The following is a 15,228-nucleotide window of genomic DNA, read 5'->3' as shown; positions in this document are numbered from 1 at the left end:
GGCACAGAGTGGGTCCTCGATTGCCGCACATCGGCCCGGTCGAGACCGTTCACCCCGAACCCGTCCACCTCGCATGTTCGCGCCCGGTGATGGATCAGTCGACTGTGAGGGTATCTACGGTTCTGGTCACGGCACGGTTCGGCAGTGGCTCGGTAGCGGGGCTGCGCATGACCGCCCCGTCGGTGATCGAGAACGCACTGTTGTGGCAGGGGCACTCGATCGTGCCGTTGCGAACTCGGTTCACTGTGCACCCTTGGTGAGAACAGATAGCCGAGAAGGCCCGGAAGATACCGGGTTCCGGTTGGGTGACGACGACCTGCCGGTCGGCGAGCACGATTCCACCGCCGACAGGAACATCGTTCACCGACAAGGTGACGGGACCGTCGGAAGCGGTGTCCTCACCGGACGGGGCTTCGCCGACGCTGCATCCGGCGGCAGCCAGGCACGCTGTAGCGCAGCTCGTAGCGAGAAAAATACGGCGCGGTAGCGCTGGGATGTTGTCGCTCATGCAGCAGGTTCCCCTCGGTGTGCCTCGGTGTGCCTCGGTGAGCGAGAGGCGACGATCGCTTGTCGGTGGTTGTGGTCGACTATGTTTCGAGCCGTTCCGGTGTCCATCACTCTCACTGTTCGAGCGGATCAGCATGATTGTCCTGTCGCGAATGTATGTGCACTGCAGGGCATTCGATTCGACCGCCGAGGTATCTCATGCACGTTCACGATTCGGCGCTGTCGGGCACTGCGGACCGAGGGGTAATCTTTGTGGCCTCTCGCGTGAACAGTGCCGACCCGATCATCAGCACCACCCCGCAGGTGATGTAGATGTCGGCGAGGTTGAATGTCGGCCACCAACCGGTGTGAAAGTAGTCCGTGACCGCACCGTCGACAAGCCGGTCCAGAACGTTGGACAGCGCGCCGGCGAGGATCAACGCCAGCGCCACCGTGGTCCACTGCTCCCCGTGCCGAGCGCTGTGCCATCCGTAGGCCGCGACCCCGGCGGTGATCGTCGCCGTGACCGACACGATCACCCATAGAGGCAGCGAATTGCCCAGACTGAAGGCCATTCCGCGGTTGAAGGCGAGTCGCAATTCGAGGATCGGTAGAGGGATCGGAGAGCCGGGCAATGCTTGTTGCGCCCAGTAGTCGACGGTCAGCGCGGTAGCGACCAATGTCAGCACGAGAGTCACTGCGTAAGCACGCAGCCGCGTGGGAGACGTGGTGGGGGAGCGGTTCACGGATCCTCGTTCTCGGGTGTGTACCTCGGACAGGTGCTGGGTGTCGACGGAAGGGGATCGGTCACCGCCGCAGAGTTGCCATCACATAAAATACTATGCACCATAGTAGTTGATGAACGGCAGAGATTTCTCCGGTACCGGCTGCACGCTCATGTCGTCATGAGAGCGGCTCCTGACACAGAACCCGGACCTCGACGACCCGGCGACGACTCGAACCGGGCGCGGTGGGTGACCGGCAGCAACGGAGTCCGTGCCTGGATCCGGCTCCTCGCGGCTGCCTCATCCGGGCTGATGTTGTACGCCACATTCCCGCCCATCGATCTGTGGTTTCTCGCCCCGGTAGCACTTGCAATGCTGCTGTTGGCTGTGCGCGGGCGAGGGACGCGTGCGGGGGCCGGCTACGGCTTCGTCGCCGGCTCGGCGTTCTTCGTGCCTCTGCTGCCGTGGGTGGGGGAGTACGTCGGATCGGTGCCGTGGCTGGCGCTGGCCGTCGTTCAAGCCCTCTTCGTGGCGATGTTCGGCGCGGTAGCGGATCGGATGTCCCGACTGCCGTGGGCGCCGGTCTGGGTGGCGAGCGCCTGGGTGGCGATCGAAGCTGCGCGCTCACGTGTCCCGTTCGGCGGATTCCCCTGGGGCCGCATCGCATTCGGTCAATCCGACGGTCCGCTGCTGCCTCTGGCTGCGTTGATCGGCGCGCCGGGGTTGTCGTTCGTCGTGGTGCTGATCGGGTCCGCTCTGGCCGGTGCCATCGCTTCCGATCGCATCACCCGCAGAACTGCAGCAGCGTCGTGCATCGGTGCGGCCACTGCTGTAGGGGCGCTCACGGTGGTAGCTCCACTGTTCGCTCCGCCGCCGCAGGACACGGTCACCGTCGCCTTGGTGCAAGGCAACGTCCCGCGGCTCGGTCTCGACTTCAACGCCCAACGACGAGCAGTGCTCGACAATCACGTTCAGCGCACCATCGAGCTCGCCGACGACATCGACTCCGGCCGCGTGCGCGCACCCGATCTGGTCATCTGGCCGGAGAACTCCTCCGACATCGATCCCCTGCGCAACCCCGATGCCGCCGCACGAATCGACGCCGCAGCCCGCGCCGTCGGAGTCCCCGTACTCGTCGGCACAGTACTGCGCCGAGACGATGGCACCACGAGCAACACCTCGATCGTGTGGGATCCCGCCAGCGGGCCCGGACAGATGCACGACAAACGTCGACTGGTGCCGTTCGGCGAATACCTGCCGATGCGCACGATCGTCACCGCACTCTCTCCCTACGCCGCCCAAGCAGGACGCTTCACCCCGGGCCAGGGTGACGGTGTCGTCGACCTCGCCGGAGTGCCCGTCGCGGTGGCCACCTGCTACGAGGTCGCCTTCGATGCATTGCTCACCGACTCCGTTCGCGCCGGTGCCCAGCTGATCGCAGTGCCGACCAACAACGCCACCTTCGGTCGCACGAACATGACCTATCAACAACTCGCCATGTCGCGGGTGCGAGCGGTCGAACACGGGCGCAGCGTCGTCGTTTCGGCCACCAGCGGCGTCAGCGCCGTCATCGATGCACGCGGGGAGGTCGTCGAGCGCACGGAGCTGTTCACCCCCGCAGCTGTCGTCACCGAGGTGTCACTGAGCACCACGCTCACCCCGGCGACGATCACCGGCAGCGTTCCGGAATGGATTGCCGCCACCGGCGCTGTTGCGGCACTGGCGTTCTCGCTGCTGCGCCGACCACGCTCCACCACACCGAACCCATCAACTACTATGTCGCGTAGTATTTAGATGGTGGTCGGTGACGGGCGTGCGGAGATGACGATCGAGGAACACCCCGGTGTGCACTCGCCGGGACTGGTGCGCAGAACGGTGGCGATGCTGCGCAACCGGTGGCGACAACTGACGTCGATGCGTACAGCGCTGGTGCTGCTGTTTTTCCTCGCCGCCGCAGCAATCCCCGGCGCATTGCTGCCGCAGCGCAATCTCAATACCCAGGCCGTCGATGCCTACATCGCCGCGCGCCCGGCTCTCGGGCCGGTGATGGACACACTGGAATTGTTCGACGTGTTCGCAAGTTCCTGGTTCACCGCGATCTACGTCCTGCTGTTCGTGTCTCTGATCGGCTGTCTGACTCCCCGGTTGATCGAGCACGGCAAAGCTCTTCGCGCACAACCTGTTCGAGTACCCCGAAATCTCACTCGACTACCGTTGCATCATTCGGGCACCCTCGCCGGTGACCCCGAGAAGGTGCTTGCCGACATCGCGCCGCACTTGAAAGGGTGGCGTACCGTCGTTCGACCCGAGCCCGATGGGGCACTGACTCTCTCGGCCGAGAAGGGCTATACCCGCGAGGCCGGGAACTTGCTCTTCCACTTCTCGCTGATCGGTCTGCTCGCCGCTATCGCCATCGGCAAACTGTTCGGCTACGAAGGCTCGGTCATCGTCATCGCCGACAACGGACCCGGTTTCTGCAACACTTCTCCCGCCGTCTACGACTCCTTCCGCGCCGGCAACAGCACCGACGGCACCGGACTCGAGCCGTTCTGTATCCGGGTCAAGGACTTCACCGCCGATTATCTCGAGAACGGTCAGGCCGAGATGTTCACCTCGAACATCTCCTACCAGAGCGCCGACGACATCGCCGCCGACACCTGGCGCGATTATCAGCTCAAAGTCAACGAACCCCTCCGGCTCGGCGACGAACGCATCTACCTCACCGGACACGGCTATGCCCCCGAGTTCACCGTCACCTTCCCCGACGGCCAGACCCGCACCGAAGCCCTGCAGTTCCGCCCCGACGACGCCACCACGTTCCTCAGCAGCGGCGCGCTGCGATTCGACCCACCCGGGGGGACCTACCCCACCGCCGACGAACGCCGCCGAGGCCAGATCGCCATCGAAGGACTCTTCGCGCCCACCGCGCAATTCAACGGAAATCTGCTCTCCTCCCGCTTCCCGGAATTGGTCGATCCCGCTGTGGCAGTGGACATCTACAAGGGCGACACCGGTCTCGACACCGGCATCCCGCAGTCGATCTTCTCCCTGGACCAGGAGATGATCAACCAGGGTCGGCTGGTCAAGCAGGACCGGGTCAACCTGCGGCCCGGAGAATCGACAACCCTCTCCGACGGCACTCTCGTCCGGTTCGACGGTGCCAAGGAATTCGCGAATCTCCAGGTCGGATACGACCCCGCGCAGCGGTGGGTCCTGGTGTTCGCCATCACGATGATGACCGGACTACTGATCTCCCTGGTGATCACACGCCGCCGCGTCTGGTTCCGGGCCCACCTTGGCGAACACGGCCTCTCGCGAGTGGACATGGGCGGCCTGGCTCGCACCGATCACGCCGGCTGGGGACCCGAATTCCAGACCCTCCGGTCACAGATCTGGCCGCAGATAGCCCCGAGCGACTCCGAGACCCACGACAGAGAAACGGTGTAGCACCATGCCGATCGACGACACCCTCGCCCGTTGGAGCGACATCAGCTTCGAGACCGCCTTCGTGGTCTATCTCCTCGCCGCAATCGCATTCCTCGGTCAGCTCGCGACGACCCGTAGCGCGGCGCTGCACAATATGGAGCGACTGCGCACGCGGGTGATCGCAGCGACATCGACGACACCAGGTCGCATTCCCGACGCACCCCGTCGGGTTCCGTCCGAACGTCTGGGCCGTACCGGACTCGGGCTGGTGATGGTGGCACTGAGTCTGCACGTGGGCTCGATCGTTCTTCGCGGGATCGCCGCCAGCCGCCCGCCGTGGGGCAACATGTACGAATTCGTCTCGGTCACCTGCGCGGCCGGTGTACTGGCTGCACTGGTGGTGCTGCGCTCGACGCAGCTGCGCACCCTGTGGTTGTTCGTTCTGGTGCCGACGTTGATCCTCCTGTTCGTCGCCGGCACCGTGCTGTACGCCGACGCAGCACCGGTGGTACCGGCACTGCAGTCGTACTGGCTGCCGGTGCACGTCTCGATCGTCTCGCTCGGCAGCGGGGTGTTCTTGATCTCCGGGGTTGCGAGCGCGCTGTTCCTGATCCGGATGAAGCATCCCGAGGCCTCGGGTAGTCGAGCCAGCCGGATCGTCGCCCGTCTGCCCTCCGCTCAGACTCTGGACATCGTGGCGTACAAGACCACGATCTTCGCATTTCCGCTCTTCGGCGTCGGCGTCATCCTCGGTGCCATTTGGGCCGAAGCCGCATGGGGCCGATTCTGGGGCTGGGACCCGAAAGAAACGGTCTCCTTCATCACCTGGATCGTCTACGCCTCCTACCTGCACGCCCGCGCCACCAGCGGATGGCGCAACACCCGCGCAGCATGGATCAACATCGCCGGATTCGTGGCGATGCTGTTCAACCTGTTCATCATCAACATGGTCGTCTCCGGGCTGCACTCCTACGCAGGCCTGAACTGATGACTCCCGCTACGTGCCCCCCAGCGCGTCCGCAAGGTCCTGCGGAATGGGCATCGGCGACATCAGTCCCGCCTCGACCCGGCCGGTGTTACCGGCCGGGTATCGCCCTGACCACGATCCTGGAGCAGCGACCACGATCCGAAGCAACTGGCCCCAGGATTCGCGCCGATCATGTTCTGTCGCAGCAGCTTTCGACATCAAGTCGTGGTTGCGAGCATGCAACCGTCAACAGGGCTGCGAGAGGATGTGTGCTCGTTCGAGGTGGTACCAGCGCACCTCTGTTGTCGATGCACCTGCTGCTGCGGTCATTTCTATCCCGTAGAGCCTGCGTGCAGTTCGATCACCGCTCACCGGTCTCTACCTCTTTCCGCGGAAGAGTTCGCCGTAGCGGGGGTCGATGTGCAGCAGGTACATCCATCCGAGCACCCGGAGCTGCCATCGTCTGCTCCGATCGCCGATGGTGACGTTGCGGTGGTGGAGGCCAGTAGGTTCCCAGATGCGAGAGGTGCGGTGTTCCTCGGCGTCGGAGCCGGAGCGCAGCAGGCATCCTCGAAAGCCGCTGCGGGTGCGATCGTGACGTTGAGGGCACCGGACGCCGCGGGCGGGGGCACGAAACCGTCCAAGGGCGTGGTGCGGGCGGCGCGAATCGCATTGGCAATGACCAGGACTTCGGCGAGTTCGTGGACGAGCACCACGGTGGCCAAGCCCAGGACACCGGTAGCAGCCAGTGGGACGAGCACGCCGATGATGGCAATCGACAAGGCGATGTTCTCGATCATGATGCGCCGGGCGCGTCGAGCGTGGGCCAGCACCTGCGGTAGATGCCGGAGGTCTTCCCCCATGAGGGCAACATCGGCGGTCTCGATGGCAACGTCGGTTCCCATCGCGCCCATGGCGATACCGACATCTGCGGTCGCCAAGGCGGGAGCGTCGTTGATGCCGTCGCCGACCATGGCAATCTTGCGTCCGGCCGCGATGTCGGTCAGCAGGGCCGCTTTGTCCTCGGGCAGTAGTTCGGCGTGGACGGCGGTGATGCCCGCCTGGGTCGCCAGAGCCTGCGCAGTGAGCGCGTTGTCGCCGGTGAGCATCGCAGTGTCGATACCGAGCGCGGTGAGTTGGCGGACAGCCTCGGTGGCCTCGGGCCGCAGTTCGTCGCGGACGGCGATCGCAGCGATCAGAACTCCGGCGCGTTCGACGAGAACGACTGTGGCACCGCTGCTCTGGAGACGAGCGACGTCGGCGCGGAACTCCTCGGAGCTGGGGTGTGTGTCGAACCAGCTCGGTTTCCCGAGCCTGATCGCGGCTCCGTCGAGGGTGCCGGTCAGGCCGTGCCCGGCGATGGCAGTGACATCATCGGCTGCCGCGACGGTCGATACGGAGGCCAGTACGGCGCGGGCGAGTGGATGCTCGCTGCGCGCTTCGAGCGCAGCAGCAACGGCCAGCGCGGCGTCGCGGCTGATTCCCGCAGCGGTGACGACGTCGACGACCTCCGGTCGTCCTGCGGTGAGGGTGCCGGTCTTGTCCAAGGCGACGACGCGAATGCGGCCCAGCTCTTCCACTGCTGCACCGCCTTTGATCAATGCCCCGTTGCGGCTCGCAGCCCCGATCGCCGCCACCACCGACAGCGGCACCGAGATGGCCAACGCGCACGGTGATGCCGCGACCAGGACCACCAGTGCGCGTTCGAGCCACAACATGGGGTCACCGAGCACCGCACCGACGCCGGCGACGAGTACGGCGAGAATCATGATCGAGGGCACGAGCGGACGTGCGATACGGTCCGCGAGCCGTTGGCCGGCCCCTTTTCGGTCCTGGGCCTGTTCGACGATGCGGACGATGCGAGCAAGCGAACTCTCCGATGCCGGCGCGGTGACGGTGACCTCGATGGCCCCGCCGCCGTTGATGGCACCGGCATGCACCTCGTCACCGACACCGGCTTCGATGGGCACGGACTCGCCGGTGATCGCAGACACGTCCAGATTCGTCGAACCGCGAGCGATGGTGCCGTCCGTGGCAGCTCGCTCACCCGGCCGCAGCACCATGATGTCCCCGATCACGACATCGTCGGGGGACAGGGCCTGCTCGGTTCCACCGCGCAGGACAGATACCGTCGGCGGCACCAACGACAGGAGTGCGCGCAGTCCGCGGCGGGTCTTGGTGACCGCGTATTCCTCGAGTCCCTCGGCGACGGAGAACAAGATACCGAGCATCGCGGCCTCGGGGATCTGGCCCAATGCGATGGCACCGAGGAGCGCGATCGTCATCAGCGTGCCGACACCGATGCGTCCGTGTCGCAGATTTCTCACCGTCGCGGGAACGAAGGTGACGGCGGCGATCGCGGCAGCGATCAGAGCGCCGACGGTCGCAACCGCATCGGCACCCGTTCGACCGAGCAACCACGATGCGACCAGGATGATCGTGGCGGCCGAGGCGAGTTGCAGCTCGCGGACCTGCCACAACCTCGGGAGTGCATCGGTTGGAGCTGGACCTCCCGTGTCCGCACCGTCAGCAGTGGATTCGGTGGTCGGCGCTGCCGGGGTAGGTCCGCAGCACGCGTCAGCCATGATCGACCCCGGTGAGATCAGCGGTGGCCGAGGCGGTGGGCAGTGCCTCGGTCAGTGTCGTGAGCAGTCGGGTGCCGCGGTCGGTGAGCGAATACATGACCAACTTTCCGTCTCTGTTCGATGTGACGGCGTCCGCGGCTTTGAGTTTGCGGAGATGGTGGGAGACCAGCTTCTGGCTCTGTCCCACGATCCACGCGATGTCGCAGCCGCACATCTGCCCGCCGGCGTTCAACGCGAGCGCGATGGTCAGTCGGGTGGGGTCGCCGAATGCTCGGGCAGCGTCGGCGACCGGTTCGATATCGCCGAGCGCGGGCAGAGTAGCGCGAACCCTCTCGGCGTGAGGGAGGTCCATACACAACAAATCGCACGAGTCCAGAGGTTCCAAGGCCATGGGCACAATCTAACAATCATGCGATCGTTAGGGAAGGTCCTTTAGTCAACGTTCGTACGATTGTTAGTTTCATAACGAGTCGAAACGCCCATATCGGGCCCATTGATCAATCCGAACGAATCGAGAAGGTAGTTGTATGAGCCGAGCGTTGAAGATTTCCTTGTCCCTGGTGATCGTGTTCGCCGCCGCGTTGGCTGTATTTCTGGTGGTGGATCGATCGGGGTCTCCGGATGCTGCCGCCGCCGAGCAGGCCGCGACCGACCCTGCCTCGATTGCGGTGCGCGAGAACAGTCATCGGTTGAACTCGGTGCCCGACGGCCGGGTCACGTTCGTGGAGTTCCTCGACTTCGAGTGCGAGGCCTGCCGATCGGCCTACCCGGCGATCGAGCAATTGCGTGAAGAGTACGGCGACCGGGTGAGCTTCGTGGCCCGCTACTTTCCGATCGCCTCCCACTTCAATGCCGAACGAGCCGCACGCGCAGTCGAGGCCGCGGCCCAGCAGGGCGGATTCGAGGCGATGTATCAGCGCATGTACGAAACGCAGGCGCAGTGGGGCGAACAGCAGGTTCCGCAGGACGAGTTGTTCCGCAGCTTCGCCGTCGAGCAAGGGCTCGACATGAGCGCCTTCGATGCCGCTTACACCGACCCTGCGACGCTCGCGCGCATCGAGGCCGACGTCGCGGACGGGATCGCGCTCGGCGTGCAGGGCACCCCGACGTTCTTCCTCAACGGCACCAAGATCGAACCGACCACGTACGGAGACCTCGCCGATGCCCTCGACGCTGCACTCGGCTGACCTCCCAGCGAACGAGACCCGACAAGGTGGATCGTTCGGCCGGAGCCTGCCCTGGCTGCTGCTGGTGGGCGGCCTGATCGGCCTGACCGCCGCGTTCGTGCTCACGGTAGAAAAGTTCGCTCTTGCGCTCGACCCCGCCTACGCCCCGACCTGCAGCATCAACCCGGTGCTCAACTGCGGATCGGTGATGGACACCCCGCAGGCGTCTGCGTTCGGATTTCCCAATTCCCTCCTCGGGATCGCAGGCTTCGCCGTCGTGGCAGCAGTGGGTGCCGCCCTTCTCGCCGGTGCGATGTTCGCGCAGTGGTTCTGGGGCGCAGTGCAGGTCGGTGTCACTGCTGCCGCAGTCTTCGTGCACTGGCTGATCGTGCAGAGCCTGTACGAGATCGGCGCCCTGTGCCCCTACTGCATGGCGGTGTGGGCGGTCACCGTACCGATCTTCTGGTACGTCACGCTGCGCAACCTCGACCGCGCCAGGTCGAAATCCGCTCTTCGGCAATGGTTTCGGGTATGGCTTGACTCGGTGATTCGCAATCACTCGATTCCGCTGACCGTGTGGTTTCTCGTCCTCATCGCCCTGATCGCGCAGCGTTTCTGGTCGTACTGGTCCACGCTCCTATGATCCGCGACGTACCGTTCGCCCCTCTGCCGCCCTCTCGAGAAAGAAGGTCACGGCGATGACGCGCGGCTGGTCGATCGTCATGCTCGTCGTTGTCGTTGCATCGATCGTCGCACTGTGGCCCCGCTCCGGTGGCGTCGAGGGCGGCCCGTCCGACGTCATCGCCAACAATGTCGCTCCGGTCGGACCCGAACCCACATTGTCCCGCCCGCCGGATGACGCGGCACGAGCAACAGCGCTACCGCTGTGTCCGCCGCCGGTACCGCGCGAAGGCGGTCCGCTGGCGGGAGTGATAGCGCGCTGCATCGGCAGCGACAGCTATGTCGATCTCGCCGATGTTCTCGGCAGCGAGGCGACGCTGATCAACCTGTGGGCATCCTGGTGCGGCCCGTGCCGCACCGAGATGCCCGTACTCGATGCCTACGCCGCAGAACCCGACGCGATCCCAGTCATCGGAATCGACGTCGAGGACCGACCCGAGGACGCGGCCGCGCTGCTCACGCAACTGGGCGTCCGCTATCCGAACTACATCGACGGCGGCAGCGTCCTGGACGCGCTCTCGGCACCGCCGGTCCTTCCCCTGAGCTTTTTCCTCCACCCGGACGGAACGATCGAGCGCGTCACCGACCCGACAGTGTTCGAGACGACAGACCAGATCCGCACTGCAGTAAAGGATTTCACCTCATGACACGTTTTTTCCCTGCGTGGGTCGGTGCGCGCCGTCAAGGCTCCACGCCCACCGCGGCAATTGGATCGATTCTTGCCGTCGTACTACTGATCTCCGGATGCTCCGACGGCGCACAGGCTGCATCCACGGGAGGTAGCTTCGACTTCGTCGCCCCCGGCGGTCGAACCGACATCGTCTACGATCCCCCCGAAACACGCGGTACCATAGGCGAACTCGCCGGCCCCGATCTGATGGAGGAAGGCAAGACGACCGCTCTGTCGGACTACGACGGCAAGGTGGTGGTGATCAATCTCTGGGGTCAGTGGTGTGGCCCCTGCCGCGGCGAAGCCGACGACCTCGAAGAGGTCTACGAGACCACCCGCGAGCGCGGCGTGCAGTTCCTCGGCCTCAACGTCAGAGATCCACAGAAGGACAAAGCGCAGGACTTCGTGGTCGACAACGACGTCTCCTACCCCTCGATCTACGACCCTTCGATGCGGACCCTGATCGCTCTCGGCGGGAACTACCCGACCAGCGTGATCCCTTCGACGCTGGTACTCGACCGTCAGCACCGCGTGGCCGCGGTCTTCATGCGCGCCTTGCTCACCGACGATCTCCTTCCCGTCGTCGAACGGGTAGCCGCAGAATGACGACTCTTCTCGCCCAGGACATCGGGTCGGCCTTCCAGAACGCGGCATCGAGCGGGCCCCTTCTGCTCGCGATCGCGGCATGCATGCTCGCCGGGTTGGTCTCGTTCGCCTCCCCGTGCGTGGTGCCGCTGGTGCCGGGATACCTGTCCTACCTGGCGGGAATCGCCGGTGCCGACGCCCAATCAGCCGAGACCCGATCGCCCGGCACCTCGACCACCGGCACGTCGTCGACGGAGCTGGCGAATCGCTGGCGTGTGGCCGGCGCAGCGTCGTTGTTCGTCGCCGGATTCACGATCGTCTTCGTCCTCGCCACAGCCTCGATCTTCGGAGTCATCGGCACCTTGCGCATCAACGAGCAAGTGCTCCAACGAGTCGGCGGCGTCATCACGATCATCATGGGTGCGGCGTTCATCGGATTGATACCCGTTCTGCAACGCGACACCCGATTCGCACCTCAGCAGATCTCGTCCCTCGCTGGAGCGCCGCTGCTCGGCGGTGTGTTCGCGCTCGGCTGGACACCGTGTCTGGGCCCCACCCTCGCCGGCGTTCTGTCTGTTGCAGCAGGAACCGAAGGTGCAACCGCAGCTCGCGGGGTCACTCTCATCGTCGCGTACTGCATGGGGCTCGGCCTACCGTTCGTCGTCCTCGCGTTCGGTTCGAGTTCGGCGATGCGCGGGGTGGGGTGGCTTCGGAGGAACTCGCAGAAGATCAAGGTCGCGGGCGGTGTCATCATGATCGCCGTCGGCATCGCGCTGCTGACCGGAGTGTGGGGATTGTTCATCGCCTGGATCCGCAACGAATTCGTCAGTGCAGTGGTCCTGCCCATCTGATCGAGATGTCGCCGAACCACCGCGCCGCGTTGCATTGTTCGGGTAGCCGAACTATATTTTCAGGGTCCTGACATACTGTTGGTGCCGGAGGGTGTGGTCATGTCTGTGCTGCAGCGCCGATCGTCTCGGCCGCCCTCGAGGTTGCGGTCGGGCCTCGTTCTGCTCGGACCCGCTTTCGTCGCAGCGATCGCCTACGTCGACCCCGGCAATGTCGCCTCCAATGTCAGTGCCGGTGCGCAGTTCGGATACCTGCTGGTCTGGGTGATCGTTGCCGCGAATGTGATGGCCGGTCTCGTGCAGTTCCTCTCCGCCAAACTCGGCATCGTCACCGGAATGACACTGCCCGAAGTCGTTCGCGAGAAGTCGAGCAGGACTGTGCGACTGGCATATTGGGGGCAAGCAGAGGTGGTCGCCATGGCGACCGACCTCGCCGAAATCGTCGGCGGTGCGATCGCCCTCTACTTGCTCTTCGACCTGCCGCTCCTGATCGGCGGCCTCATCACCGGGGCCGTATCGATGATCTTGTTGATGGTCCAGGATCGGCGGGGCCAACGGCCCTTCGAGTTCGTGATTCTCGGGCTACTCGGTGTCATCGCGGTCGGATTTCTTGCCAGCGTCGTCGTGGAACCGCCATCGTTCACCGAGGCCGCGGCCGGTCTGATTCCGCGGTTCGACGGCGCGGAAAGCGTGTTGATCGCCGCCGCGATGCTCGGTGCGACGATCATGCCGCACGCGGTGTACCTGCACTCCGGTCTAGCACGTGACCGGCACGGACACCCCGAGGCAGGGCCTGTCCGGCAGCGGTTGTTGCGGATCACCCGGATCGATGTCGGGTTGGCGATGCTGCTGGCCGGTGCAGTGAACATGTCGATGCTGCTGCTGGCGGCATCGACGCTCGGGGGCCGCGAGGGCGTCAATTCCATCGAAGGAGCCCACGCCGCAGTAGGTGACACTCTGGGGCCGGTGGTAGCACTGCTGTTCGCGGTGGGCCTGCTGGCCTCGGGCCTTGCATCGACATCGGTCGGGGCGTACGCGGGGGCGATGATCATGGATGGGCTACTACGTAAGCGCATTCCGATTCTGGTGCGACGACTGGTGACACTTGTTCCCGCACTGGCAATTCTGGCAGCAGGAGTCGACCCCAGTCGGGCACTGGTCGTCTCGCAGGTCGTGCTGTCGTTCGGTATCCCATTCGCGTTGATTCCCTTGGTGCGGTTCACCTCGGACCGCATCTTGATGGGCGGCGATGTCAATCACCGGATCACGGCATACGCGGCATGGCTCATCGCGGGAATCGTCGTCGCACTGAACATTGCACTGATCTATCTGACCGTGGTCTGACTGCACCCAAAACCGGGATCGCATCATTCCTCGGTATCGGCAGAGTCACCCTCTACCGACACCTCGCCGCCCTTTAGTAGTCAGCGGGGGAGAGGCCGCGTACCTTTCTTCCACACCAACGGGCCACAGTGCCACTGCGGCAGCGAGAGTCGAGCACTCCTGCCTCAAACGCCATGACGAGGAGTGGTTCATTTCTTTGTCTTTCTGGCTTCCCGATCCGAGCTACTCAGCCCCACTCGGCAGTGTCCGGGTCCCAAAACCCGCGAACAACCCGATTCGACAAAATTGGATCAAGGCACCGCCCTGCGGCCACCAACGCCGAGTCGAGAGTCAACGCCGAATCAGGCAATCCCGACACCGTTCGAGCAAGCGCCTCATAACCGGCAGTCCACGCAGAGGAAGGCGCGGACATGGCCGGCGGCAAGTCCAATCCCCGACGTTCGGACTCCTGAGACAGGCCACGCGCCAACACATCCGCTGCGAAATGCCAAGCAGAAATTATCAGTACCAGATCAACCAGATCGTGATACCGCGACGACGGACCACCATTCGACCCGTACTTCCCATACATCGCACACACCTTGTCGGCGATCTGCGCCGGCAACGGGTACAACGCAAACTCCGGCATCTCAGCCAGATCTTCCATGACCACGATCGGTGTCGGGGACTGATAATCGACGTCACCTACTGCAACAAGCTCAGTCGCAAGGTCTATCGGAAAAGTGAAGAGTTGCACTGCGTCGTAATAGACGTCGACCTTGAGTTTCGCGCCGTCGACACCACCAGTCATCGCAGTAGGTGCATCGCGTATAGCGAAGCGAAGTGGATCGAGTTCGCTCAGATCTGCTGCCGCCCGAAGATCTTCGACTGCCCCTTCAAGGCCCGCTGTGGTGTGCAGAAGGTCGATATCCTGGCTGTAGCGCGCATCTGGGAGCCGCACCAACAGTGATGCGCCACCTTTGAGCAACCACCGCCCCTCCTGTTGCGAGAAGATCCGCGCCAAGAACCGCTGGAGATAGAACTCCCGCCGCAAATACTCGAATGGACGCCCTCGAAGATTGGACTCTGTCTTCAGTCGGTCCGTCAGCGACCGTTGGAACGCTTTAGCTCCTCGAATTCTCGTCACTGCGTGCGCCGCTGGCGGTTGGCGGTCTTCTGGGCCTCAGCGACCACAGGCGGATCCACAGCAGCTGCCGCATCCCGAAGGTTTTGTATCGCCGGAGAAGCGGCCAGTGCCATCGATTCTCGAATACTCTGCATCGCCGGAGCATTGGCCAGTGTCACCGATTCCCCAAGACTTCGCACCGCCGGAGAGTCGACCAGTGTCATCGATTCTCGAATACTCTGCATCGCCGGAAGGACGGTCTGTGCCATTGAATTCAGAAGATTTTGCACCGCCGGAGAACTGACCACTGCCATCGAATCTCGAAGACTCTGCATCGCCGGAGAATTCAGGAAGTCGGTGTTCACCAGCCCGAGTTCCCCTTGTACGGCCAGACGCTGGCCTAGCGCACGCGTGGACTGAGGAATCCCAGCCTCGTCGAGGAAGCGACTCAGAAGACCTTCCCCATCGCCCAGCTGAACCCCGTACCTATGGGCATACGGCCGCAGCGCCTCACTCGCACTCTCCGAATCCACACGATTGGTGACAACAGCGTCGCGAACGATGCCCGCCAGGTGCCCACCATCGAGATGCCCCGCGGCGAGATCGACGATCGTCCTCAGCACCGTTGTAACCGGCAGCC

General features: G+C 64.2%; 14 protein-coding genes and 2 pseudogenes. 9 read left to right on the top strand and 7 right to left on the bottom strand.

Annotation, left to right across the window (positions count from 1 at the left end):
• Positions 1 to 94: 94 nt before the first annotated feature.
• A complete protein-coding gene (locus tag J1M81_RS16185; RefSeq protein ID WP_206498355.1) occupies positions 95 to 508 on the bottom strand; it encodes a Rieske (2Fe-2S) protein in 414 nt (137 codons plus the stop codon).
• Positions 509 to 713: 205 nt separating this feature from the next.
• Positions 714 to 1,232, bottom strand: coding sequence for a signal peptidase II (gene lspA, locus J1M81_RS16180; protein WP_032407490.1), 519 nt, complete (start codon positions 1,230 to 1,232; stop codon positions 714 to 716).
• Positions 1,233 to 1,523: 291 nt separating this feature from the next.
• On the opposite strand from lspA, the gene lnt reads away from it, so the two are divergent.
• The 3 genes from lnt to ccsB are packed head-to-tail and all read left to right on the top strand — an operon-like array spanning position 1,524 to position 5,625.
• Entirely contained in the window at positions 1,524 to 3,005 is a 1,482-nt protein-coding gene (gene lnt, locus J1M81_RS16175; RefSeq protein ID WP_241258179.1) for an apolipoprotein N-acyltransferase, read from the top strand.
• Between the two features lie 27 nt (positions 3,006 to 3,032).
• Positions 3,033 to 4,658, top strand: a complete 1,626-nt coding sequence (locus J1M81_RS16170; protein ID WP_051364853.1) for a cytochrome c biogenesis protein ResB — start codon at positions 3,033 to 3,035, stop codon at positions 4,656 to 4,658.
• Between the two features lie 4 nt (positions 4,659 to 4,662).
• Positions 4,663 to 5,625, top strand: coding sequence for a c-type cytochrome biogenesis protein CcsB (gene ccsB / locus J1M81_RS16165; RefSeq protein ID WP_027494224.1), 963 nt, complete (start codon positions 4,663 to 4,665; stop codon positions 5,623 to 5,625).
• A 9-nt stretch (positions 5,626 to 5,634) separates the two neighbouring features.
• On the opposite strand, the pseudogene J1M81_RS16160 reads toward ccsB, so the two are convergent.
• The 3 genes and pseudogenes from J1M81_RS16160 to J1M81_RS16150 all read right to left on the bottom strand — a co-directional run bounded on the left by J1M81_RS16160 (position 5,635) and on the right by J1M81_RS16150 (position 8,580).
• Positions 5,635 to 5,976, bottom strand: a pseudogene (locus J1M81_RS16160) (DUF3703 domain-containing protein).
• Complete coding sequence (locus J1M81_RS16155) at positions 5,973 to 8,189, bottom strand: cation-translocating P-type ATPase (protein ID WP_027494225.1); 2,217 nt, start codon at positions 8,187 to 8,189, stop codon at positions 5,973 to 5,975. Before J1M81_RS16155 ends, J1M81_RS16160 begins: the two are co-directional and overlap by 4 nt.
• Entirely contained in the window at positions 8,182 to 8,580 is a 399-nt protein-coding gene (locus tag J1M81_RS16150) for a metalloregulator ArsR/SmtB family transcription factor (RefSeq protein WP_206498353.1), read from the bottom strand. The genes J1M81_RS16155 and J1M81_RS16150 overlap by 8 nt, the downstream gene beginning before the upstream one ends.
• A gap of 136 nt (positions 8,581 to 8,716) precedes the next feature.
• On the opposite strand from J1M81_RS16150, the gene J1M81_RS16145 reads away from it, so the two are divergent.
• From J1M81_RS16145 to J1M81_RS16120, 6 genes are all read left to right on the top strand, one after another.
• Positions 8,717 to 9,376 (top strand): thioredoxin domain-containing protein, encoded by a 660-nt coding sequence (locus J1M81_RS16145; RefSeq protein WP_032370897.1) that lies wholly within the window; start codon positions 8,717 to 8,719, stop codon positions 9,374 to 9,376.
• Positions 9,351 to 9,998 carry a vitamin K epoxide reductase family protein gene (locus J1M81_RS16140; RefSeq protein WP_121870982.1) on the top strand — a complete coding sequence of 216 codons (648 nt, stop codon included), beginning with the start codon at positions 9,351 to 9,353 and terminating at the stop codon, positions 9,996 to 9,998. Before J1M81_RS16145 ends, J1M81_RS16140 begins: the two co-directional genes overlap by 26 nt.
• Before the next feature lie 55 nt (positions 9,999 to 10,053).
• Positions 10,054 to 10,683 (top strand): TlpA disulfide reductase family protein, encoded by a 630-nt coding sequence (locus J1M81_RS16135; protein WP_121870981.1) that lies wholly within the window; start codon positions 10,054 to 10,056, stop codon positions 10,681 to 10,683.
• Complete coding sequence (locus J1M81_RS16130) at positions 10,680 to 11,312, top strand: TlpA disulfide reductase family protein (protein ID WP_121870980.1); 633 nt, start codon at positions 10,680 to 10,682, stop codon at positions 11,310 to 11,312. Before J1M81_RS16135 ends, J1M81_RS16130 begins: the two co-directional genes overlap by 4 nt.
• Complete coding sequence (locus J1M81_RS16125; protein WP_135047279.1) at positions 11,309 to 12,142, top strand: cytochrome c biogenesis CcdA family protein; 834 nt, start codon at positions 11,309 to 11,311, stop codon at positions 12,140 to 12,142. The genes J1M81_RS16130 and J1M81_RS16125 overlap by 4 nt, the downstream gene beginning before the upstream one ends.
• A 99-nt stretch (positions 12,143 to 12,241) precedes the next feature.
• A complete protein-coding gene (locus tag J1M81_RS16120) occupies positions 12,242 to 13,483 on the top strand; it encodes an Nramp family divalent metal transporter (protein WP_206498352.1) in 1,242 nt (413 codons plus the stop codon).
• Positions 13,484 to 13,709: 226 nt separating this feature from the next.
• Here the strand turns inward: J1M81_RS16120 and J1M81_RS16115 are convergent, their stop codons facing one another.
• Together J1M81_RS16115 and J1M81_RS16110 are read right to left on the bottom strand one after the other, a co-directional pair.
• Positions 13,710 to 14,609: a nucleotidyl transferase AbiEii/AbiGii toxin family protein gene (locus J1M81_RS16115; protein WP_206498351.1), complete on the bottom strand. Its 900-nt coding sequence runs from the start codon at positions 14,607 to 14,609 to the stop codon at positions 13,710 to 13,712.
• Positions 14,606 to 15,228 (bottom strand): annotated as a pseudogene (locus tag J1M81_RS16110) (hypothetical protein); the annotation flags it as partial. The gene J1M81_RS16115 and the pseudogene J1M81_RS16110, both read right to left, overlap by 4 nt.

It is taken from the genome of Rhodococcus sp. KRD175 (genome assembly GCF_017168275.1).
Lineage (GTDB): Bacteria > Actinomycetota > Actinomycetes > Mycobacteriales > Mycobacteriaceae > Rhodococcoides > Rhodococcoides fascians.
This window is presented reverse-complemented; position numbering and strand designations above follow the sequence as displayed.